General features: G+C 48.9%; 21 protein-coding genes, 1 tRNA gene and 3 pseudogenes. 12 read left to right on the top strand and 13 right to left on the bottom strand.

What is annotated here, in order from left to right; all coding sequences use genetic code 11:
* The first annotated feature begins 89 nt into the window (after positions 1–89).
* The 5 genes and pseudogenes from MPHASIOC01_RS27725 (at position 90) to MPHASIOC01_RS25010 (ending at position 1,588) form a co-directional block, all read left to right on the top strand.
* Positions 90–245: a hypothetical protein gene (locus MPHASIOC01_RS27725; protein ID WP_074388810.1), complete on the top strand. Its 156-nt coding sequence runs from the start codon at positions 90–92 to the stop codon at positions 243–245.
* Between the two features lie 241 nt (positions 246–486).
* Positions 487–582, top strand: a pseudogene (locus MPHASIOC01_RS25025) (type VI secretion system tube protein Hcp); the annotation flags it as partial.
* Between the two features lie 310 nt (positions 583–892).
* Positions 893–1,024 (top strand): annotated as a pseudogene (locus MPHASIOC01_RS25020) (single-stranded DNA-binding protein); the annotation flags it as partial.
* 89 nt (positions 1,025–1,113) lie between these two features.
* The gene (locus MPHASIOC01_RS25015; protein ID WP_353613519.1) at positions 1,114–1,356 is read left to right on the top strand and encodes a DUF4160 domain-containing protein; all 243 of its coding nucleotides are present in this window, start codon (positions 1,114–1,116) and stop codon (positions 1,354–1,356) included.
* Entirely contained in the window at positions 1,340–1,588 is a 249-nt protein-coding gene (locus MPHASIOC01_RS25010) for a DUF2442 domain-containing protein (RefSeq protein ID WP_064598178.1), read from the top strand. Before MPHASIOC01_RS25015 ends, MPHASIOC01_RS25010 begins: the two co-directional genes overlap by 17 nt.
* Before the next feature lie 91 nt (positions 1,589–1,679).
* Here the strand turns inward: MPHASIOC01_RS25010 and MPHASIOC01_RS25005 are convergent, their stop codons facing one another.
* From MPHASIOC01_RS25005 to MPHASIOC01_RS24995, 3 genes are read right to left on the bottom strand one after another with little or no spacing between them, the layout of a single operon-like run.
* Positions 1,680–2,693, bottom strand: coding sequence for an SDR family NAD(P)-dependent oxidoreductase (locus tag MPHASIOC01_RS25005; RefSeq protein WP_353613518.1), 1,014 nt, complete (start codon positions 2,691–2,693; stop codon positions 1,680–1,682).
* 47 nt (positions 2,694–2,740) lie between these two features.
* On the bottom strand, positions 2,741–3,727 hold the full coding sequence (locus tag MPHASIOC01_RS25000) for an alpha/beta hydrolase (RefSeq protein WP_353613517.1): 987 nt from the start codon (positions 3,725–3,727) through the stop codon (positions 2,741–2,743).
* Positions 3,687–4,049, bottom strand: a complete 363-nt coding sequence (locus MPHASIOC01_RS24995) for a hypothetical protein (RefSeq protein ID WP_353613516.1) — start codon at positions 4,047–4,049, stop codon at positions 3,687–3,689. Before MPHASIOC01_RS24995 ends, MPHASIOC01_RS25000 begins: the two co-directional genes overlap by 41 nt.
* A 79-nt stretch (positions 4,050–4,128) precedes the next feature.
* On the opposite strand from MPHASIOC01_RS24995, the gene MPHASIOC01_RS24990 reads away from it, so the two are divergent.
* Positions 4,129–5,109 (top strand): AraC family transcriptional regulator, encoded by a 981-nt coding sequence (locus MPHASIOC01_RS24990; protein WP_064598182.1) that lies wholly within the window; start codon positions 4,129–4,131, stop codon positions 5,107–5,109.
* 110 nt (positions 5,110–5,219) lie between these two features.
* Here MPHASIOC01_RS24990 and MPHASIOC01_RS24985 read toward each other — a convergent pair.
* Positions 5,220–5,387: pseudogene (locus tag MPHASIOC01_RS24985) on the bottom strand (site-specific integrase); the annotation flags it as partial.
* A gap of 385 nt (positions 5,388–5,772) precedes the next feature.
* Between MPHASIOC01_RS24985 and MPHASIOC01_RS24980 the strand changes: the two are divergent.
* Complete coding sequence (locus tag MPHASIOC01_RS24980; protein ID WP_353614979.1) at positions 5,773–6,591, top strand: AraC family transcriptional regulator; 819 nt, start codon at positions 5,773–5,775, stop codon at positions 6,589–6,591.
* On the opposite strand, the gene MPHASIOC01_RS24975 is transcribed toward MPHASIOC01_RS24980, so the two are convergent.
* From MPHASIOC01_RS24975 to aspA, 8 genes are all read right to left on the bottom strand, one after another.
* Positions 6,562–7,200 carry a LysE family transporter gene (locus tag MPHASIOC01_RS24975; RefSeq protein ID WP_353613515.1) on the bottom strand — a complete coding sequence of 213 codons (639 nt, stop codon included), beginning with the start codon at positions 7,198–7,200 and terminating at the stop codon, positions 6,562–6,564. The genes MPHASIOC01_RS24980 and MPHASIOC01_RS24975 overlap by 30 nt on opposite strands.
* Positions 7,197–7,784, bottom strand: a complete 588-nt coding sequence (locus tag MPHASIOC01_RS24970; protein WP_064598186.1) for a hypothetical protein — start codon at positions 7,782–7,784, stop codon at positions 7,197–7,199. Before MPHASIOC01_RS24970 ends, MPHASIOC01_RS24975 begins: the two co-directional genes overlap by 4 nt.
* A 687-nt stretch (positions 7,785–8,471) precedes the next feature.
* Positions 8,472–8,547, bottom strand: a tRNA-Phe gene (locus MPHASIOC01_RS24965).
* Positions 8,548–8,662: 115 nt separating this feature from the next.
* The gene (locus tag MPHASIOC01_RS24960; RefSeq protein WP_064598188.1) at positions 8,663–9,238 is read right to left on the bottom strand and encodes a transcriptional regulator; all 576 of its coding nucleotides are present in this window, start codon (positions 9,236–9,238) and stop codon (positions 8,663–8,665) included.
* A 14-nt stretch (positions 9,239–9,252) separates the two neighbouring features.
* Positions 9,253–11,016 carry a protein-disulfide reductase DsbD gene (locus MPHASIOC01_RS24955; protein WP_064598190.1) on the bottom strand — a complete coding sequence of 588 codons (1,764 nt, stop codon included), beginning with the start codon at positions 11,014–11,016 and terminating at the stop codon, positions 9,253–9,255.
* Positions 10,992–11,315, bottom strand: a complete 324-nt coding sequence (gene cutA / locus MPHASIOC01_RS24950; RefSeq protein WP_036103201.1) for a divalent cation tolerance protein CutA — start codon at positions 11,313–11,315, stop codon at positions 10,992–10,994. The genes MPHASIOC01_RS24955 and cutA overlap by 25 nt, the downstream gene beginning before the upstream one ends.
* Before the next feature lie 94 nt (positions 11,316–11,409).
* Positions 11,410–12,711, bottom strand: a complete 1,302-nt coding sequence (locus tag MPHASIOC01_RS24945) for an anaerobic C4-dicarboxylate transporter (RefSeq protein WP_353613514.1) — start codon at positions 12,709–12,711, stop codon at positions 11,410–11,412.
* A 112-nt stretch (positions 12,712–12,823) separates the two neighbouring features.
* Positions 12,824–14,260: an aspartate ammonia-lyase gene (gene aspA / locus MPHASIOC01_RS24940; RefSeq protein WP_064598194.1), complete on the bottom strand. Its 1,437-nt coding sequence runs from the start codon at positions 14,258–14,260 to the stop codon at positions 12,824–12,826.
* Between the two features lie 347 nt (positions 14,261–14,607).
* Between aspA and MPHASIOC01_RS24935 the strand changes: the two genes are divergently transcribed.
* The 5 genes from MPHASIOC01_RS24935 to MPHASIOC01_RS24915 all read left to right on the top strand — a co-directional run bounded on the left by MPHASIOC01_RS24935 (position 14,608) and on the right by MPHASIOC01_RS24915 (position 19,861).
* Complete coding sequence (locus tag MPHASIOC01_RS24935) at positions 14,608–15,081, top strand: FxsA family protein (protein WP_064598196.1); 474 nt, start codon at positions 14,608–14,610, stop codon at positions 15,079–15,081.
* Between the two features lie 134 nt (positions 15,082–15,215).
* Entirely contained in the window at positions 15,216–15,509 is a 294-nt protein-coding gene (locus MPHASIOC01_RS24930) for a co-chaperone GroES (protein ID WP_036103188.1), read from the top strand.
* A 48-nt stretch (positions 15,510–15,557) separates the two neighbouring features.
* Positions 15,558–17,204 carry a chaperonin GroEL gene (gene groL, locus MPHASIOC01_RS24925; RefSeq protein ID WP_064598198.1) on the top strand — a complete coding sequence of 549 codons (1,647 nt, stop codon included), beginning with the start codon at positions 15,558–15,560 and terminating at the stop codon, positions 17,202–17,204.
* A gap of 127 nt (positions 17,205–17,331) precedes the next feature.
* Entirely contained in the window at positions 17,332–17,685 is a 354-nt protein-coding gene (locus MPHASIOC01_RS24920; protein ID WP_064598200.1) for a DUF4156 domain-containing protein, read from the top strand.
* A 535-nt stretch (positions 17,686–18,220) separates the two neighbouring features.
* Entirely contained in the window at positions 18,221–19,861 is a 1,641-nt protein-coding gene (locus tag MPHASIOC01_RS24915; protein ID WP_064598202.1) for a methyl-accepting chemotaxis protein, read from the top strand.
* Positions 19,862–19,994: 133 nt separating this feature from the next.
* Here the strand turns inward: MPHASIOC01_RS24915 and epmB are convergent, their stop codons facing one another.
* Positions 19,995–21,023, bottom strand: coding sequence for an EF-P beta-lysylation protein EpmB (epmB, locus tag MPHASIOC01_RS24910; protein WP_353613513.1), 1,029 nt, complete (start codon positions 21,021–21,023; stop codon positions 19,995–19,997).
* Positions 21,024–21,033 lie beyond the last annotated feature (10 nt).

Here is a 21,033-nt window from a genome sequence, read left to right as displayed (position 1 = left end):
CCTGACATTCTGAGGGCATATGCCTTTTATTTTGGGCTTTTATACACACCATCGTGGAAGTCATCACAGCATAATATTCTGGTAATGGTATTTACCGGAACAAGGGGGCTTGCGGTGCCATTAAGGGTGATGGCCCATTGCCACTGGGTAATTACTGGATTCTGATGCAGGTGCCTTGTATGCGTTCCCTTATGGCTCGGGGTTGGGTTGAGGTAGTAGCCAATGGCTCAAACGCTTGCCCGTAGGGTCGCAAAAAAATATTTTTCTTAATTATTATTTTTGCCGTAGCTCGGATTCTTGCTAATCCTGAAATCTATATTAACCACACCCTTGCAAGTAAATTCGCCCTGCTTATTAGTGGCGATGTAAATGCAGAATCGAACTATGATGCTTATTTCTATATTGATGTTTTCTCTGTATTAATTATTACTACAGGGATATACATTATAGTAATGAAGCTGATCAATAAAATAAGGGCGAAATAATATTCCAATCCTTCCGTATATTTGGCTCAAAGATGACGGCGGTGCAGATATCAAAGGGACTGTAGATGTTCAAGATCGTGAAGGATGTGTGGAGATTAAAGACTCGATCAAGTTCAAAGATATGACGTATATCCAACCGTAAAGACTGGTGGAGCGCATCGAGTAAGGGGCTGAAACTGCCTACTGGAAAGTTTTGACACTCGGACGGTCAATATGATGAAGGCAAGATCCGCAAGATCCACCTGGAACTGGGAGGAAAGTCTGCTGCGCTGGCTGGTGAGTCCGCAAAACATGCACCTGTCCGGTGAGGGAGATACGTACATGATGGGGAATCAGCAGCGGCAAGGAACAGGGATTTATACCGGCATTAAGCAGGCGCTGAGCGGTCTTAGTGCGCTTTTGTCAATCAGCAACCGCAGCAGGCTCAGTCAGCGCCACGAAATCCGCAGAATGAACCACCGATGGCTTTTGACGATGACATACCGTTCCTTGGGCATGGTTATGGCAGTTGTCGAAAAGCCATTCACGCTATTTCATAACATAATCAATGAGTTATCTATTCTTGGCACCAGTTTGACTGGCGATTTTTTATTCAGGATAATCGTGCGTTAAGTGAGGTAAATTATTTATGCCGGTTATACTCAGGCTAAACGGATTAAAATTTTTCTTTTACTCGAACTACGGTAATCCGCGTGAGCCTGCCCATATTCATATCCGTAATGCAGCAGGCGAAGCAAAATTTTGGACTGATGGGGCGGTTAAAGTAAGCCGGAATGATGGTTTTGATACCCGTACAATCCGGGCATTAACAAAAATGATAGAGCACAATCAGACATTGTTTGTGGAGGCCTGGAATGACTATTTCAGCTAAGAATGTGAAATTTGACGAAACCACGATGTGGGTTGAGTTAAGTGATGGCCGGGTTATGGGGATCCCTCTGGTGTGGTTTCCCAAACTGTTAAACGCCTCTGAGCAGGATCGTTGTGAATATGAGTTCAGTAAGCGTGGCATACACTGGGATTCTCTTGATGAGGATATTTCCATTGATGGATTACTTGCTGGCAAGGGAGATATAACACACAGCCCTCATCATGTAGCCTGAGCTGTACGTTCAAGGCGACGGGTTTTCATATGACGATTTTCTTTGATAAATGATGATGGCAAGCGACAAGCACTACGCCATCACAACTTGGTTAGCACGGAATAGATACACCTGTGAGCTCTTCGCTTTTATGCCAAAGCTCATCAGCCGCATTTGGATCAATTGCATAGGCTTGGACACCCGTACCCCGATTGGTTCGATCTTCAGTAGCCAGATTGGGGAAGTCGCTGTCAGGCAATACAGATGTGATATCAGCGTCAGCACAAAATACCCCTCCCTTACTTTTGAGTTGTGGACTGACTGCACACCAGACATGGGTCGCGGCTCCCTGCGATATAGACTTGAGATCACGGGCCAGGTCAACAACTGGTCTGCCGTTCGAATCGATAAACCCGGTCTTTTTCAGCATTTCAACCCCAGCATGAGTACCTAGATTTGTTCCCGCAATTCCCCCCGGATGAAGTGCAAAGGCACGGATGCCATAATCCTTACCTCGTCGGTCAAGGCCTACAGCAAAGAGTATGTTGGCCGTTTTCGACTGACCATAGGCTTTGAAAGCATCGTAGTCACGGTGAACAAAATTAATGTCTTCAAAAACGACAGGTGAGAATCGGTGTCCAGCAGATGAAACTGATACTACTCGGGCACCACCTGCTCGCTTTAATGCTGGCCAGAGTCGAATGGTTAACCGGAAATGGCCGAGATGGTTAGTAGAAAATTGAAGCTCATTACCTTGTGTGTCCCGCGTCAGTTCAGGCAGTGCCATTATCCCTGCATTGTTTATGAGCAGATGGAGCGGCAGACCTGTCTCTACAAAGTCTCGTGCAAAATTATCGATAGAGTCAGGATGAGTAAGATCCATTGGCTGGACTTCCATGCCGCCACCAACATTGTTGATGGCTTTACGCGCACGTTCGACATTGCGCGCAGGCACGATAACTCTGGCACCTGCGGAGGCTAGTGTACGGGCTGTTTCAAGCCCGAGGCCTGAGTAGCCTCCGGTGACAATAGCGACCTTTCCAACCAAGTTAACACCCTTGATAATGTCAACAGTTGTGGAAGCCCGACTAAAGCCTGAACCGATGGATTCCTGAGGTGTATTCATTGTTATCCCTCCTATTCCTCATAAAAGCTGATTTGAAAATGGGTTCATCAGTAAATGGCATCCAAAAAGCCGATTAATGCGCTGTTTGTTTGTTCTGGTGCCTCAAGCTGAGGCCAGTGCCCTACGTCTGGCAACACAATAAATTCGCGTAAATCAGTAAGGACGTGCTGTAGTATTTCTGTCGTTACAGGGTGCAGCTCATTCAGTCCATCTGCTGCGCCAATGATAAAAAAAGATGGGACCTGAATTCTGCATCCAGCAAAGGCCGGCATCATGTCGATATAGGATTCCAATGCACGGTAGTAATTCAGTGGACGATGAAATCCATTCTTTTTAAATTGGTCGATCATCAAGGCGAAATCGGTAGGTTCAACAAATCTTGGTCGCTTTACCGGAGTAGGTCTAAGTAGTCCTCGGTTGATATCCATAGGATGCCAGCGCTCTCCTTTTGGAGCCTCTGCTGACGTCCAATAGAAAGCCGCCGGGATCGTATTTTTGGCATCAGCCCATTCATTGTCTGCGGCAGGGCTCATTTGTCGAAACATGTAGAAATCATGCTGTCCTTTTTCCCGTAATTCAGACAGAAAATTCCCACCGTCAAAATCAAAGGGCGGCACACTCAAGCCAAAAACTGCCCGGAATCGATCAGGCCGGATGAGTGCGGCTGTCCAGGCAGCCACAGCCCCAAAATCATGGCCAACCAATGTCGCTGTCTCGCAATTCATGTGATTAAGAATGGCGACAAGATCACCTACGATATTCAATGCTGTATATGCTGATGCTTCGTCTGGGCCACTACTCTCCCCATATCCTCGCATGTCTAATGCGATTGCCCGATAGCCTGCATGGGCGACAGCGTTCATTTGCTGACGCCAGCTACGCCATGTGTCAGGAAATCCATGACAGAACAGCACCGCGGATCCCTCACCACATTCAACAACGTGCAGCGATACACCATTTACGGCAATATGATGCTCTCTCATATGTCCCCCATCATTCAGAGAGTCGGTCTGGCGTAAGTACAGTTCGTCCATCAACTGTCGTACCAGGAAAAGCAAGCATTGGTGCCAGAGTTTTATTATTTTCAGCAGGGAAATTCAGTCGCGGTTTAGAAACTCCAGTTAACCTGCTGATCTGCCCGGAGGATAGCGTTACATCAAGAGAATCAAGATTAGCTTTGAGCTGATCAAGTCGCCTTGCACCAATAAGTGTCGAAGTAACTTCATCAAGCATGGCAAACGATTCTTCTGGGCTTGCGCCCCAGCTGAAATCTTCACCAAAAGTCATAGTGCCCAAGCAATACGAGCTGACGCGTAAACCAGAACGACCGAGTGTTACGAAATGATTAAGAGGCATGCTAAATCTCCGAGACGAGTGAGTTATTGCATGATAGACTCATGAATATGTACTAAGAATATCCATAAGTTCATTTTTTATGCGCGATAGTTCAAACTTTCAATCCGACCCTCTTTCAGATCTCCTGGATTTTCTTCAGGCTCACTGCCAACTTTCTGGGCAGTTAATAGCGGGCGGCGCATGGGCGCGTCGTTTCACGAATCTGGATGCAATTAAGTTTTGCGCTGTAACTGACGGGAGTTGCTGGTATTCCATTGATGGGATGTCCGAGCCAGCCCGACTAGATGAAGGTGATGTATTGATCACGAATGGGACACGGACATTGACACTGGCCAGTACCGCAGAACTTGTTCCTGAGGCAACCAGTACATCTGTTGTCCAGGACGGCAATGACCAATATCGGCTCGGTGAGGGCAGCGACTTTACCATGCTTGGCGGTATGATCCAGATTGATGCTGAACGACAGACACTGCTCCTCAATGGTCTGCCGCCGCTTATACATGTACGGGGCGTAAGCGATGAAGCCAAACCTATTGCATGGTTGCTTGGGCAACTTGTGATTGAAATGAAGAGTGCACGACCAGGTCGATTGACAGCTATATCAGGATTAGCTCAGCTGTTATTTACTCAAACCATTCGGGCCTATTTGGCACACGCACCGGATAGTGATGAAGGCTGGCTTAAAGGCTTCGGTGATCCACGGTTAGTCATTGTGCTTAGTAGCATTCATAGTGAACCGTCAAGGAATTGGGGGCTTGAAGAACTGGCGAAAAAGGCTGGGATGTCGAGAACATCTCTCGCAGTTCGATTCCGCAAGATGATTGGCGTGCCTCCGCTTACTTATCTGACACAATGGAGAATGTACCTTGCAAGACGTGAGCTTCGGGCGGGAGCCTCAATTTCCGAGGCCGCAGCCTCGGTTGGTTATACTTCTGACAGTGCATTCAGCAATGCATTCAAACGCGTGATGTCTGTTGCCCCTGCCCAATACAGGAAAGCAGCTCAGGACGAAATAAGCAATTCACAAGTATCGTGCAAAGATAGCACTCCTGACTTCTAAGAGAACTGATCCAATTACTAGAATATGAATTGATATCGTTACAGTAGTCACTTTGTATCTATCTTTATAATTATTCTTCAACATCTATTCTTTTAGCTGTGAAAAAGATCTTAGTCTGATGACTCATCGAAGATATCCGGAAAAGTCTGCATGTCCTCTGTGCAGCGGGTTTCCAGAATATCTGCGTAGATTTCTGTTGTTCTAAGTTCGCTGTGACCAGGCAATTTGGAAAGGGAATAGATGTCCAGGCCACGGGCAAGTTGGTTTACTGCAAAGGTGCACATTGTCCAGAAAACGAACGCGCGTCAGGGCATCTTTAATATGAAACCCCGATACAGCAAGTGCTGTATTCATCAACTGATTCACTTCTGGTGAAGCCATTGTCAGGAAATAGCCCGAAAATCGGTTACCACCTGTATATATGTCCAATTTCTTCCCTCGGATCGTGGTACACCAAGAAATATACGGTAGCACGCCATATCAAGCCACAAAGCCTCGTTTTGCCTCTACAGACAAATCACTGCGAATACAGCCTATATATGGAATAACTTGCACCCCTGTGGGTAATTTATTCGCTGGAGCCCTAAGGCCACCAGTTGAAAAAGCGTTCAGCAAATGGTTTTATTAATAATTATTCACTATTGCTGCATAAGGCCAGATACGTTGTCACTAGAGTCTGCAGAATGGTTTAGCCGAAATGGCATAGAGTGTTCGCGGGTCAGAGCCTGTAATTCGGGCTTTCCGAAACATCTTCACGATGAATATGTCATCAGTGCAAACCTGACGGGGGTAGAGGAAATCTGGCTGGCAGGGAAAACCGCCTATGTTAAAAGTGGTCAGGTTACCTTATATAATCCGGGAACCATTCAGGCTTCGCGTTTTGAGACTCAAGCCGTGGAATTCATCAGTGTGCACATACCCCAGGCAGTGATAAAAATGCTTGCAGATGTGGACAATCTCAATAGCCCTCATGAAGCACCTGTTCTGCGAGAAGGCATAATCAATAACAGTCGCCTGTTTGACGCGCTGTACCGTTTTGCAACATCAGCCCGACTGGAGTGGGGCATGAATGAGGAGCAGGAACTGATTTTACTTTGTGGTGAGCTGCTTGAGACGCCAGCTCTACTTCAGAGATCTGACGAACAGAAAATCTATCTTGTTATCGAGTATTTGCGGGAGCACCTCAGCGTAAAACCGCAGCTGGAGATGCTCGCGCAGCTGGCGGGGATGAGCAAATATCATCTTGTTCGCTTCTTCACCCGGCATACAGGTATGCCGCCTCTGCAGTATCATATGCAGCTTCGTCTGCACCATGCCCGCGACTTGCTTCGCAGAAACGTGCATCCTCTTGATGCGGCGATAATGCTGGGATTTTACGATCAGAGTCATTTCATTAATGCATTTCGCAAAGTGATGGGAACAACCCCCCATCACTATGCTTCGCAGGTCAGATCAGGTAACCATAAACTCCCTGTACCCTGACACAATCACGTAAAGCGCAAAATAGCTGAATATGAGCGCTGACGCTATGTAGGAATATTTAAGCAGGCGTTGACCAAGCAGTCTGCCTCCAAAACTTCCAACCAGGCACAAGACACAGGTCCAGAACATTCCTGCGATGAAAAAGCCACTTAGAAACCAGGACGTTGCCGTAACACTGTGCTGGCCCATCCGGGATATCAGCGCACCACCTACTGTCGCAAACCACAGAATGGCCGTGGGGGAGGACATGGCAAGCACCACGCCCCGGCCAAATTCACGCAGCAGCGGGCGATACTGATGGGTTTCGCTCACGTTAAGCTCCGAAGCCTTCCTGAAAGCGGCAATCAGCATTTTGCCGGCGAACCACAGAAGCATCGCGCCACCGCCAATCCATAGTATCCAGCGTACGGCTTCATACTGAAGCAGTACGGCCATTCCCGCCAGCGCCAGTAATGCATATGCCAGGTCACCCACACAAGTCCCCATTCCCAGCCAGAAACCATGAAAATATCCGCGTTGCATGGCAAGGGTAATCATGGCGATATTGGCAATTCCGATGTCAAGACAAAGCGAAAGGCTCAGTAAGAAACCATTTGAAAATTCGATCATAACGTAAAGCCTTTAATCTTCTGGTCGTACTCGATCATGTCAACAGTTTTACCCAGCCGGTTCAGCAGTAGATCCGCCTCTTCACGCTGATGATGAGGTGAATAGCATTGCAGGAATGCAAGGGCTGCCTCTGTATCACCCTGCAATACAGAGCGTGTCATTGCTGTTAACCCAAACCAGGCGGAATAATGCTGCGCGCGAGACTTACCAACCCATGTCGACATGTAACCTATTCCCTGCACCAACTCCTGTTCATCCAGCCCTGCTATTTGCGGGAGAAGTTCTTTTGCTGTGCTGGCGTCAGAGAGGATTACTGCACGTAACTGCAACGCTTTGCAGGTATCCGGGTCGTCAAATTCCTGAGCAAGCTTGAAACAAATAATACTGAGCTTTTCTTCAACAGACTGAAGCAGCGTACTCCCGGTCCGTGTGGAAACCGGGTGAATATGACTGGCCGCCTCTGCAAGACGCGTAGCCTGGTGGATAAGGTCCAGCGCAGCGGGCGAAAGTGAGTCAGGAGGAGGGATATCCATCATGTGGATATGGTATGAGTCAGCAGCGGGCCAGAACGGTGTCGTAAACATGAAATTCCCTTCCATTATCAGTAGCGAGAGGTTTACTTAACCATTGCATCTGTAATCGGTATTGGAAGGAATTGCGCGAAGGGGTCAGAAAGAACGGTAGCCCTGATGAAAAGGCCTGACAGAAGTCTGAATGATGTGCAGATGCTACTCGGTCATTCCAGCTTTGCAGTGACTCTGGAATATGTGGAGGCCAACATGGAAACCAGAGACGTAACCTTGAAGCTGCGTATGCCGCTTAGAAGTAATCCCAGGACAAATTTATAAGGGATTGATATCTAAACGGGAAGAAATGGCGACTTTTTCCTTTACAAATCGTTGACAGAGTAGCGATGAGAAGTTTAATACCTGTAACTGGAAATGTTGGGATGTGAGAAATCCGAATGATGCGGGAACATCATCCGGATTCTTAATCCCTAAACCCTCAGATGCAGAACAACTTCATTTCACCCTGCACGATGATTAGTCCGGGACTTTGTCTTGCCCGTTAAGGATCTCATTTCTTAACGAACAGGCTCTGAATAAGTGGTGCCCGGACTCGGACTAACGCCTTCAGGCGTTGAACAGCGCGCCTGCCGCGCTGGCCCCGAAGGGGTGAGCCGTTTACGGCGAATAATCGAACGGAGTTCGATGAAGAGTCCGGCTTCAGAAAAGCAAAAACCCAGCCACAGGCTGGGTTCTCTGAATAAGTGGTGCCCGGACTCGGAATCGAACCAAGGACACGGGGATTTTCAATCCCCTGCTCTACCGACTGAGCTATCCGGGCAACGGGGCGCATTAAACCGTAAAGGCCGCAGGGCGTCAACGCCTTTATCACAAAAACGCGGCAAATATTATCTGATTGCCTGCTTTTTGTGCATGGCGAGACAAAAAGTGTCCGGTCAGGTGAGGGCACCAGCCTGGCGGCACTGTGCAAAGCGCAAAATATCCTGCGCCAGTCTGGCTGCGGTATCCACATCTTCCTGGTGGCGTTTAACTAACAGTTTGCTCAGGCAGCCCTCCAGAACCAGTTCCATTTGGTCTGCCACCATTGCCGGGTCGTCCACATCCAGCCGGTTGAGCAGCGTATGAGTATATTCCCAGGCGGCTCGTTTTTGTTCCGTTGCCAGTTGGTGGATAGGGTCCTCTGCATCCGGCCAGAAACTGCAGGCAGCAATAAACAGGCAGCCTGGGTAACGTTGTTGTGCCACACACTCAGTCAGTGTTTTATAGCGTGCCAGCAGTTTTTGCTCATCAGACAGCGTGTCATCCAGCAGCAGCTGGCGGCGGTGCGTTTCAATTTGCTGGCTGTGGTAACGCAGCGCATCGTAGATAAGGGCTTCTCTGTTGGGCCAAAAAAGTTGCAGTGACTCAACGGTTTTACCTGTTTCACCGGCTACATGATCCAGTGTGATAGTTGCCAGCCCTTCACGCTCCATCACCAATAGCGCCGTTTCCAGTACAGCTTCACGTTGCACGCAATAACCCTCCATCACTGTTCATTATTGTCAATTGTTGTTGACCCGGGCAGTTTCTGCAAATGGCGAATAAACTCCGGTGGCTCCATAAATCCGGTGACTCGCAGGTTATCGAGGGGCTGGCCTTGTCCGTCAAAAAACAGGATGGTTGGTAGCCCCAGTACCTGGTGTGCGGCCAGCAATGCCTGGTTTTGTGGTGAATTGTCTGTGACATCCACCTTAAGCAAATGTACCTGTTTCAGTGCCCGCTGTACGCCAGGATCACTGAAGGTGTATTTATCAAACTCTTTACAGGCAACGCACCAGTCGGCGTAAAGATCGACCATGACAGGTTGCCCCGGGTGCTGCGCAAGGTAATACTGCAGCTCGCTATTATCTTTTACTGGCTGAAAGACCAGGTGATTTGCGGATGTGGACTGAGGCGCACCAAATACCCAGTCCTGTAACGGCCGGGCACACACTAAAGCGGCACCTAATAACAGGATTTGCACTGCCCGTATCGCCGGGTGCTTAACTGCCAGCAGAGTAATAAAGCCCCAGGAGAAAAATGCCACACCCAATAACCCCCACAGGCGGGGCTCCCACACACCGGGCAAAATGCGGGATACCAAAAAGACCGGTAGCGCCAGGATAACAAAGCCGAATGCCACCTTAACCTGTTCCATCCAGGGGCCACTTTTGGGTAACAGTCGCCGCCCAAAGAGCGCGACCGCCACCAGAGGTAGCCCCATACCTGTGGCATAGCACCACAAGGTTAGCCCGCCAAGGGGCAGGTTCCCGCTTTGGGCGATGTACAGCAGAATGGCACTAAGTGGTGCGGTAGTGCAGGGGGAGCAAATCAGCCCGGCAATGGCTCCCATAGCCAGTACACCAGGGGCTGACCCACCTTGCTGGCGGTTACTTAACAGTGCCAGGCGGGTTTGCAATGAGCCGGGTAGTTGCAGGCTGAATACCCCAAACATGGATAATGCAAGCAGGATAAACACCGCGGAAATAATGCTTAATACCCAGGGGCTTTGCAGCGCGGCCTGGAAAGGCAAACCTGCAGCCGCCACACCCAGTCCCAGCAGCGTGTAGGTGAGGGCCATGCCCTGTACATACAACAATGCCAGCCACAGTGTACGGCGCTGTGATAATTGCCCGTTACCCACAATAATGCCGGAAACCAGGGGATACATGGGTAACACGCAGGGAGTGAAAGCAATTCCCACGCCAATCAACAATGCCCAGAGTGGAGAGAACGGGCTGCCTGCATGTGGTGAAGGTGGCGAACTTTCCCCGGTAAACTGTGCGGCCGCGTTTGTTTGCTGGCCGGGGTTATTGCCCTGAACGGCAGGTGGCGTTGATGACGGTGCCACGGCACTGAGTGGAATATCCTGGCTTTCGGGTGGGTAGCAAACACCACGGTCAGAACACCCTTGCCAGGTAACGGTAATATGCGCCGTATGGCTGGCTTGCTGTAATGTCACAGGCAGCGTGAGTTGCTGGCGGTAGACTTCGCTGTCGCCAAAAAATTCATCGTGATGGGATTCACCCTGAGGGAAAGTCACTTCGCCGAGAGTGGCCTCTGTCGGCGTCAGTTTTATCTGTTTCTTATACAGATAAAATCCTGGTTTTATCTGCCAGTGCAACATCAAATGCTGTTGCTGTTGCTGAAAATCGAACTGAAATGCCTTGCTGGCAGGGACAAAATTATTGGTGCTCTGGTTATCAAACAACCCGGCGAACACCGGGCTGCTGAACAGACAGAGGATCAGGACAAAGATGCGTTGAGCCATGAAAGGTATTCTTTATCGCCATCGGTTACCGGCAAAACAAGTAACTCTGGGGTTTGGTATGGGTGGTGGTTTTTTAAACAAGCCAGTAAAGCTGGCTGGTGTTGTGAATTGGTTTTCAGAATCAACTGCACTTCATATTCTTGCTCCAGTTTACCTTCCCAGTAATACATGGACGATGCGCCAGGCAGAATGGTGACACAGGCTGCCAGCTTTTCAGCTAAAACTTGAGCAGCCAGTTCCTGGGCTGTGGCTTCATCGGGTGCGGTACACAGTACGACTACAGCGTCTGTTGTTGCCATGGATGAACCTCTGGTTAACCAAAACCATGACTATAACACGATGCTGAGATAAGCGAGTGACCGGGCCTGCCAGAGGCCCGGAATTTGAGTTGTTTTACAGAATAAGCCCGCCAAAAATAAAACCGAGAATGACACACAGGATAATGGCTACCACACCAGGCACCAGGAAGGGGTGGTTAAACACATATTTCCCGATACGTGTGGAACCCGTGTCGTCCATTTCCACAGCAGCCAGTAACGTTGGGTAAGTGGGCAACACAAACAACGCAGAAACCGCGGCAAAAGAGGCCACCGCCGCCAGTGGGCTGACGCCAAGCATTAAGGCGGCGGGCATCAATGCTTTAGTGGTTGCGGCTTGTGAGTAAAGCAGGGTTGCGGCAAAAAACAACACCACAGCCAGTAACCATGGGTAGTTCTGCAGCAAACCACCAGCCAGATGCTGGATATCCTCAATGTGGCCTTTGACAAAGGTATCGCCCAGCCAGGCAACACCCAGCACACAAATACAGGCGCTCATACCAGATTTAAATGTACTGGCATTGAGGATCTCGCTTGTATTGGCTTTACACGTCAGGCAAATCAAGGTGGCGACAGTTAGCATAAACACCACAATGGCTTCATTACGTGGCAACACCGGGTTGTCAATTAACCCAACGGTTGGACTGATGGCGGTGGCATACAGAACCACCGCAACGATCCCGATAAGAAACAGCATTACGGCACGTTTTGCATGGGGCTTCAGGACAATCTTACTGGCACCACGCAGGACGATTTCCCCTCTTGCGAGTTTCTCCTGGTATACCGGGTCATCTTTCAGTTCTCCCCCCAGGAAGTTACACAATACCGCCGTCAGCATAACGGCGACAAAAGTGACGGGGATACACACGGCCAACAGTTGCAGGTAACTGATACCCAGTGGTTCCAGTATCCCTGCGAAGAACACCACTGCTGCGGAAATGGGTGACGCAGTAATGGCGATTTGTGATGCGACAACGGCAATAGAAAGAGGGCGGGAAGGGCGAATACCTTGTTCTTTCGCCACTTCAGTAATCACTGGCATGGTTGAGAACGCAGTATGCCCGGTACCGGCCAGAATGGTCATCAGCCAGGTCACCATGGGGGCAATGAAGGTAATGTATTTGGGATGACGGCGCAGTAACTTCTCCGCCAGACTGACGAGGTAATCCATACCTCCGGCGACCTGCATAGCGGCGATAGCTGCAATGACCGCCATAATGATTTCAATCACATCAAAGGGAATAGCACCCGGAGGGACTTGGAAAAACAGGGTCAGAACCAGTACACCCAGCCCACCGGCAAAACCGATGCCGATACCTCCGAGCCGGGCACCCAGATAAATCGCCGCCAGGACAATAACAAGTTGTGCTCCAAACATAGGGTCTTCCTTGGTTAGTTAGGTTTAAGATAAGAAAATGTTATGACATTGTTCACTCCAAAATAAAAAGGCACGCCAGAGACGTGCCTTTTTGTTGGGTTATAGCCGGTACTTATTGTTCGCTTTCATCGGTGTACCTTTTGGCTTTATACGCCGGATGCATCAGATTGTTGACGGAGAAGATGTCATCCAGTTCCGCTTCTGTCAGCAAGCCACGTTCCAGTACTACTTCACGGACACTTTTGCCAGTTTCAGCACAGATTTTACCGACGATATCGCCGTTGTGGTGGCCGATGAACGGATTGAGGTAGGTGACAATCCCGATAGAGTTATAAACGTAGCTTTCACACACCGCTTTGTTGGCGGTGATGCCATTGACGCATTTTTCCAGCAGGTTGTAGCAGGCGTTGGTCAGAATATGAATGGATTCAAACATTGCCTGACCTATTACCGGTTCCATAACGTTAAGCTGTAATTGCCCGGCTTCTGATGCCATGGTGACGCAGGTGTCGTTGCCAATAACTTTGAAGCACACCTGGTTGACCACTTCTGGCACCACGGGGTTGACCTTGGCAGGCATGATTGATGAACCCGCCTGGAGTTCTGGCAGGTTTATCTCGTTCAGCCCGGCGCGTGGGCCTGAAGAGAGCAGACGCAGGTCATTACAGATTTTGGATAGTTTTACAGCCAGGCGTTTCAGTGAGCTGTGCACCATAACGTAAGCCCCACAGTCTGACGTGGCCTCAATCAGGTCTTCCGCCGGAACACAAGGCAGATTGCTCACTTCCGCCAGCTTTTGTACAGCCAGTTGCTGGTAGCCATCAGGTGTGTTCAGGCGTGTACCGATAGCTGTGGCTCCGAGGTTGACCTCCAGCAGTAACTCACCGGTACGCAGCAGGTTTTTGGTTTCTTCGTTGAGCAATACATTGAACGCGTGGAATTCCTGGCCCAGAGTCATAGGCACTGCATCCTGCAACTGGGTGCGGCCCATTTTCAGGATGGTTTCGAACTCAACTGCTTTGTTCTGGAAGCCTTCTCCCAGCTGGTGAATGGCATCGACTAATTTGATAAGTGACGCATAAACGGCAATTCGGAAACCAGTGGGGTAGGCATCATTGGTGGACTGGCATTTATTGATATGGTCGTTAGGGTTCAGGTACTGATATTCCCCTTTTTGGTGACCCATCAGTTCAAGCCCAATATTGGCGATTACTTCATTGGTATTCATGTTAACGGATGTGCCTGCGCCGCCCTGAAACACATCGACAGGGAACTGATCCATGCATTTACCGTTGTTCAGCACTTCATCGCAGGCCGCTATAATGGTGTTAGCAATGCTGCGCGGAATGGTTTTCAGCTCTTTGTTTGCCAGTGCCGCCGCTTTTTTCACCATGACCATACCGCGAACAAACTCGGGGATGTCGCTGATTTTATTGTTGCTGATGTAGAAGTTCTCAATCGCTCTGAGCGTGTGTATACCGTAGTAGGCCTCTGCCGGCACTTCCCTGGTACCTAACAAATCTTCTTCAATACGAATGTTGTTTAGCATGTTGAATCAACCTTTTTTTCGTGTTCAGGCGAACATGGATAAAAAATACACACAAACGATATGTGGTTATTCCATCGCGTAACCGACGATTATGTCCATTTTGGCTACGTGGTTAACATGATATGCTGATCATAGCCGATTGCCGTAATCTCGATCACTTATTATCTGTGAATTTCCATTACAGTTACTAATATGTGAAATAGCTCACCGCTCCTAAACTTTTCATAAAAAAAACACACTGACGATTGATTTTTGCGCTCAGGCCCCCACTTTTGATTACAGGGTTAATGTGTCCCACTTCATTCTATGCAGGTAGTGTAACTGCCTGACCTCTTACAGGAGCCATTGTGCGCTGGATACCGTTTCTTGCCTTCTTTCTCTATGTGTATGTAGAGATCTCTATCTTTATTCAGGTTGCCCATGTGCTGGGAGTTCTGCTGACGCTGATTCTGGTGATTTTCACTTCAGTGGTTGGCATGTCTTTGGTGCGTAACCAGGGCTTTAAAAACCTGATGCTGATGCAGCAACGTATGTCAGCAGGTGAAAGCCCTGCGGCTGAAATGATCAAAAGTGTTTCACTGATTATTTCTGGCCTGCTGTTGATACTGCCCGGGTTTTTCACCGATTTCCTCGGGTTGTTACTCCTGCTTCCTCCCGTTCAGAAACATCTGACAATGAAATTAATGCCCCATTTACGGTTTAGCTGGATGGGCGGCAATTTTAATGGCCCAGGCCAGGGCGGGCAGACATTTGATGGCGAGTTCCAGCGTAAAGATAATTCGTCAGACCGCCTTTCAGACCACGATCGTGATGAGCGATAAAAAAATCTGAAAATTTTTTCTTTCTCCCCTTGAAGGGGAGAAAGAACATCCCCATCTCTCTGGTCACCAGCCGGAGAAGGTGAACCGGCATAACCCCTAAAACTGATACGGACTTTCTCAAAGGAGAGCTATCAATGAAAATTCGTCCATTGCATGATCGTGTGATCGTCAAGCGCAAAGAAGTTGAATCTAAATCAGCTGGCGGCATCGTTCTGACTGGCTCTGCCGCGGGTAAATCAACTCGTGGTGAAGTTTTGGCTGTGGGCAATGGCCGCATCCTGGAAAATGGTGAAATGAAACCTCTGGATGTGAAAGTGGGTGACATCGTAATTTTCAACGATGGTTACGGCGTTAAAGCTGAGAAGATCGACAATGAAGAAGTGTTGATCATGTCTGAATCCGACATCCTGGCAATTGTTGAAGCGTAATTACCACGCGCGATAACACTGAACGAACGAATTTAAGGGAAAATAGAAATGGCAGCTAAAGACGTAAAATTCGGTAATGACGCCCGTGTAAAAATGTTGCGTGGCGTGAATGTCCTGGCAGACGCAGTAAAAGTTACCCTGGGTCCGAAAGGCCGTAACGTAGTTCTGGACAAATCTTTTGGTGCACCGACCATTACTAAAGACGGTGTATCTGTAGCGCGTGAAATCGAACTGGAAGACAAGTTCGAAAACATGGGCGCGCAAATGGTGAAAGAAGTTGCCTCTAAAGCGAATGACGCTGCAGGCGACGGTACCACCACTGCAACCGTTCTGGCACAGTCTATTGTTAACGAAGGCCTGAAAGCGGTTGCTGCTGGCATGAACCCGATGGACCTGAAACGCGGTATCGACAAAGCAGTTGCTGCTGCTGTTGAAGAACTGAAAGCCCTGTCTGTGCCTTGCTCTGATTCCAAAGCTATCGCTCAGGTAGGTACCATCTCTGCAAACTCCGACGAAACCGTGGGTAAACTGATTGCAGAAGCAATGGAAAAAGTGGGTAAAGAAGGCGTTATCACCGTTGAAGAAGGCACCGGCCTGCAAGACGAACTGGACGTTGTAGAAGGTATGCAGTTCGACCGTGGCTACCTGTCTCCTTACTTCATCAACAAACCAGAAACTGGTGCTGTTGAACTGGAAAACCCGTTCATCCTGCTGGCTGACAAAAAAATCTCCAACATCCGTGAACTGCTGCCAGTTCTGGAAGCCGTAGCAAAAGCAGGCAAACCACTGCTGATTATTGCTGAAGATGTTGAAGGTGAAGCACTGGCTACTCTGGTTGTTAACACCATGCGCGGTATCGTGAAAGTGGCTGCGGTTAAAGCTCCGGGCTTCGGTGACCGCCGTAAAGCAATGCTGCAGGATATCGCTGTGCTGACTGGTGGTGCGGTGATTTCTGAAGAAATCGGCATGGAACTGGAAAAAGCCACTCTGGAAGATATGGGCCAGGCTAAACGCGTGGTTATCAATAAAGATACCACCACCATTATTGATGGTGTGGGCGATGAAGCTGCAATCCAGGGGCGTGTTGGTCAGATCCGTCAGCAGATTGAAGAAGCAACTTCTGACTACGATCGTGAAAAACTGCAGGAACGTGTTGCCAAACTGGCAGGCGGCGTAGCCGTTATCAAAGTTGGCGCCGCTACTGAAGTTGAAATGAAAGAGAAGAAAGCACGCGTAGAAGACGCACTGCACGCAACCCGTGCTGCTGTGGAAGAAGGCGTGGTTGCTGGTGGCGGTGTGGCGCTGGTGCGCGTTGCTGCGAAAATCGCTGGCCTGACTGCTGCAAACGAAGACCAGAACGTGGGTATCAAAGTTGCGCTGCGCGCTATGGAATCTCCGCTGCGTCAGATTGTATCTAACGCCGGTGAAGAACCGTCAGTGGTTGCCAACAATGTGAAAGCAGGTGAAGGTAACTACGGTTACAATGCGGCAACTGAAGAATACGGCAACATGATCGATATGGGTATTCTGGATCCAACCAAAGTAACCCGCTCTGCGTTGCAGTACGCTTCTTCTGTTGCTGGCCTGATGATCACCACTGAATGCATGGTGACTGACCTGCCGAAAGAAGATAAAGCTGATTTAGGTGCTGCTGGTGGTATGGGCGGCATGGGTGGCATGGGCGGTATGATGTAATTGCCCTGCACCTCAGGTTAGCAGAAAAAGCCCCTGGTGAATTTCACCGGGGGTTTTCTTTTTCTGGGTATGGTATAAGGTTTATCTGGTTAAATTGGCGCGATTTTTTTTACTAATGGGGAATCATATGCAGATGAAACTATCGGCCGGGTTAATTGCCATGGCTGCGTTATTGGCAGGGTGTAGCGCCAGTAATCAACTGAGTTCTGCCGGGCAGTCTGTTCGTTTTGTTGAAGATAAGCCTTCCAGTGAGTGCCAGTATCTGGGGACAGCAACAGGGGAGCAAAGTAACTGGCTGTCTGGCCAGGCTGGTAATGAAGGTGGTTCATTGCGTGGTGCAGCGAATGACCTGCGTAACAAAGCGGCTGCGATGGGCGGTAATGTGCTTTACGGTGTCAGCAGCCCAACTCAGGGCCTGATTTCCAGTTTTGTACCTACGGCCAGCGAAATGACTGGTCAGGTTTATAAATGCGCGCAGTAACTGCTTTTTGGCACCGGGCGGTAAGTGCATAAGCTCACGCTGCCCGTGTGCTGTTCTTTTTTTGAGCCTGTCTTTTTTGTGCTGACAACAAATACCTGCGTTGGCTCTATTGTTTTCGTCATCAACATTAACATTTTACCACTGGTTAATTCTCTTTTTTATTCCCGGTTACTTTTACATTTTTATTCTTCTCATCGTGCTGTTTTTGTTTGTATCAAACGCAAATTAGTTATTGCTATAATTAAGCATTAATTAAATATATAAAAATGTAAACGCAGGTTATATTTAGCTTGCTATATTTAAATTTGGCTTTATTTATCAATATATTAAGATTCCTTAAGCTTTATTTATTGTGATATTTTTCACAGCATTCAATACTTTCTACACTTAATAATAAATAAGGCTCAAGGTACTTTGTACCCCTGCCGATAACAGAAAATAGATAAAGGTGAGTGCCTGTATTTTTGCGTTTTTATTATTGATATTTAAAACCAGTTTTACACCAAAAATAAATTCATCGTTACCGGGAGGATGTATGAACATCACCAAGCGCTTGTTGCTTGCTTTTTCTCTGCTGATATTAAGTTTGATTGTTACCAATGTTATCTCAATGATTTCATTATCTAAGATAAGTGATGATGCCACCTATTTTCAGGTGAATACGTTGCCCAGTATAACGGTAATCAATAATGAAATGATGAAGATTACTGATATCCGTTCTCAGTTATACCAGCATGGATTAACCGAAGACCTGCCCGGAATGAATGCAATAAAAGCCAGCGCGGTCGCGCTTTATGATCAAGTGTATAAAGCGCACCAGCATTATCTGAATGATTTGATCTCGGATTCCCATGATGAAGCGTTGTCGAAAAAAACCATGGCAGATTTGGAGCATTTCCGCGGAGTGATGGATCAGTTCTTTAAGATTTCCGAATCCAATGACCGCGTAGCGGTCACGAAAGCGATGCGTACCGGCGGATTGGTAGCAAACCAGGTCAGCCTGCTGGCCCAGGATTTTAAAGCGCAGATAGACTATAACAACCAACTGGTGAATGAGGCCAACCAGCAAAGCAGTAGTCTGATCCACCGTTCAATGATGCTGTCTGTTTCTGCCACGTTACTGGCGACTATTGTTCTTGGCGTGTTTGGGTTGGTAACCGTGCTCGGTATTCGTCGCCGTTTGAATGAAATGAAAAGCGGTATGGTAACCATCAGTGAAAACCTGGACTTAAGCCATCGTATGTCTGCAGGCCGCCAGGATGAAATAGGTATGGCTATCACCGCATTTAATAACCTGGTTACCCGGGTTGCAGAGGCGATGGGGCAGGTACGCAGTGCTTCCCGATCAGTCAGTTCAGCCGCCAATGAAATTTCACTGGGCAATAACGAACTGTCTGCCCGCACTGAACAGCAGTCTGCTGCGGTGGTAGAAACAGCGGCAAGTATGGAAGAACTCAGCTCTACCGTTAAACAGAATGCCCAGAATGCCCATCAGGCAAGCCAGTTAGCCATTGCTGCATCAGATACTGCAACCCATGGCGGGCAGGTAGTCAGCTCTGCGGTAGCCCGCATGAAGGACATTAGCGACAGTTCTCGCCGTATTGCTGAAATTACCTCTGTCATCAATGGGATTGCTTTCCAGACCAATATTCTGGCACTGAATGCTGCGGTGGAAGCAGCCCGCGCAGGTGATCAGGGCCGCGGGTTTGCCGTAGTGGCCGGCGAAGTTCGCTCACTGGCGCAACGCAGTGCTCAGGCGGCCAAAGAGATTGAGGCCCTGATTCAGGAATCAGTTAAACATGTGGATGAAGGCGCACGCCAGGTGGACCTGGCTGGTGAAAGTATGAGTGGTATTGTGAACTCAGTAACCCAGGTAAAAGACCTGATGCAGGAAATTGCAGCCGCGTCCGATGAGCAAAACCGTGGGATTGGCCAGATTGCTCAGGCTATGACGGAAATGGATACCACGACCCAGCAAAACGCCGCGCTGGTACAGGAATCGTCTGCGGCGGCAAATAGCCTTGAAGACCAGGCAGATAAGTTGCAGCAAATGGTCAATGTATTCCGTTTGCCCGGCGCCAATCATGAACCCGCCGCGCCATCCCGCCCTCGGGCGCCACAACTGGCTGCGCCAGCCGGTGCTGGTGGGAGCGATACTGGCTGGGAAACGTTTTAACGCATAACAAGCCCGAAAGCCTGTCACGCCCTCTTTCCCGGTAGGCTGACAGGCACCTTTCACTGCCGAGGCAGGAGCCCGGCAGTGTTTTTTTGGGACTTTTCCCTGAAAGTGGCGTGAGTACAGGCAGGAACTAGTGCTGACGTAACTGTAGATCCAGTGGCGTTTTACTGGGTTCTCCACCAATTTCACGGGCCAGTTTAGGCACTAGGTAACCGGATACCATGGTGAGTAACTCGCGCATAATGGCCCGTGCTTCATCATCAGAAACCAGAAAATGAGCGGCACCCTGAACTTTATCCAGAATATGCAGGTAATAGGGCAGGATCCCGGCATCAAACAACGCATTACTGAGCTGTGCAAGAGTTTGCGCGTTATCGTTCACATTTTTGAGTAACACACTCTGGTTGAGCAATGTTACGCCTGCTGCACGTAACCGGGCCATGGCTGCACGCACGGTATCATCGATTTCCTGGGCATGGTTGATATGATTTACCAGCAGAACTTGCAGCCTTGATGCCATGATACATTCGCATAATGCAGGCGTTACCCGAGCCGGGATGACCACGGGCAGGCGGCTGTGGATACGTAATCGCTTAATATGTGGGATTGCTTCCAGGGCGGTTATTAGCCAGTTCAGTTCATGGTCTTTCGCCATGAGCGGATCACCACCAGAGAAAATAATTTCATCCAGTTCCGGGTGAGCCTCAATGTAGTCCAGCGCACTTTGCCAGTTGCGTTTGTTGCCCTGGTTTTCGGCATACGGGAAGTGGCGACGGAAACAATAACGGCAATTGACTGCACAACCGCCTTTTACCAGCAACAACGCACGGTTACGGTATTTGTGCAGTAAACCTGGAACCACACTGTGTTGTTCATCCAGAGGATCTTCACTAAATCCGGCTACGTTGGTAAATTCCTGTTGACTGGTAAGTACCTGAATCAGTAAAGGATCATTTGGGTTTCCTGGCTCCATTCGCGCCGCAAATGCGCGGGGAACACGCAGAGCAAACAGCCGCCTGGCATCGCGCCCGGCTAACAATGTTTCATTAGCGTCTACATTTAAAATATTCAGAAGTTCATCGGGATCGGTTATAACATCGGCAAGTTGCGATAACCAATCTTCTCTGGAGGGGGGTTTTAGGGTTACAATGTGTGCCATTTTTTTGGCT

The sequence above is a fragment of the Mangrovibacter phragmitis genome (assembly GCF_040429585.1).
Taxonomy (GTDB): Bacteria; Pseudomonadota; Gammaproteobacteria; order Enterobacterales; family Enterobacteriaceae; genus Mangrovibacter; species Mangrovibacter phragmitis.
Note: the sequence above shows the minus strand (reverse complement) of the source record. Positions and strands in the feature narration are given on the sequence as shown.

Coding starts and splice junctions, on each gene's coding strand:
- MPHASIOC01_RS25015 (WP_353613519.1), top strand. CDS start 1,114: ATGCCGGTTATACTCAGGCTAAACGGATTAAAATTTTTCTTTTACTCG.
- MPHASIOC01_RS25000 (WP_353613517.1), bottom strand. CDS start 3,727: ATGGACGAACTGTACTTACGCCAGACCGACTCTCTGAATGATGGGGGA.
- MPHASIOC01_RS24930 (WP_036103188.1), top strand. CDS start 15,216: ATGAAAATTCGTCCATTGCATGATCGTGTGATCGTCAAGCGCAAAGAA.
- MPHASIOC01_RS25010 (WP_064598178.1), top strand. CDS start 1,340: ATGACTATTTCAGCTAAGAATGTGAAATTTGACGAAACCACGATGTGG.
- MPHASIOC01_RS24995 (WP_353613516.1), bottom strand. CDS start 4,049: ATGCCTCTTAATCATTTCGTAACACTCGGTCGTTCTGGTTTACGCGTC.
- MPHASIOC01_RS24975 (WP_353613515.1), bottom strand. CDS start 7,200: ATGATCGAATTTTCAAATGGTTTCTTACTGAGCCTTTCGCTTTGTCTT.
- MPHASIOC01_RS24970 (WP_064598186.1), bottom strand. CDS start 7,784: ATGTTTACGACACCGTTCTGGCCCGCTGCTGACTCATACCATATCCAC.
- MPHASIOC01_RS24945 (WP_353613514.1), bottom strand. CDS start 12,711: ATGTTTGGAGCACAACTTGTTATTGTCCTGGCGGCGATTTATCTGGGT.
- groL (WP_064598198.1), top strand. CDS start 15,558: ATGGCAGCTAAAGACGTAAAATTCGGTAATGACGCCCGTGTAAAAATG.
- aspA (WP_064598194.1), bottom strand. CDS start 14,260: ATGCTAAACAACATTCGTATTGAAGAAGATTTGTTAGGTACCAGGGAA.
- MPHASIOC01_RS24990 (WP_064598182.1), top strand. CDS start 4,129: ATGCGCGATAGTTCAAACTTTCAATCCGACCCTCTTTCAGATCTCCTG.
- MPHASIOC01_RS24955 (WP_064598190.1), bottom strand. CDS start 11,016: ATGGCTCAACGCATCTTTGTCCTGATCCTCTGTCTGTTCAGCAGCCCG.
- MPHASIOC01_RS24920 (WP_064598200.1), top strand. CDS start 17,332: ATGCAGATGAAACTATCGGCCGGGTTAATTGCCATGGCTGCGTTATTG.
- cutA (WP_036103201.1), bottom strand. CDS start 11,315: ATGGCAACAACAGACGCTGTAGTCGTACTGTGTACCGCACCCGATGAA.
- epmB (WP_353613513.1), bottom strand. CDS start 21,023: ATGGCACACATTGTAACCCTAAAACCCCCCTCCAGAGAAGATTGGTTA.
- MPHASIOC01_RS25005 (WP_353613518.1), bottom strand. CDS start 2,693: ATGAATACACCTCAGGAATCCATCGGTTCAGGCTTTAGTCGGGCTTCC.
- MPHASIOC01_RS24915 (WP_064598202.1), top strand. CDS start 18,221: ATGAACATCACCAAGCGCTTGTTGCTTGCTTTTTCTCTGCTGATATTA.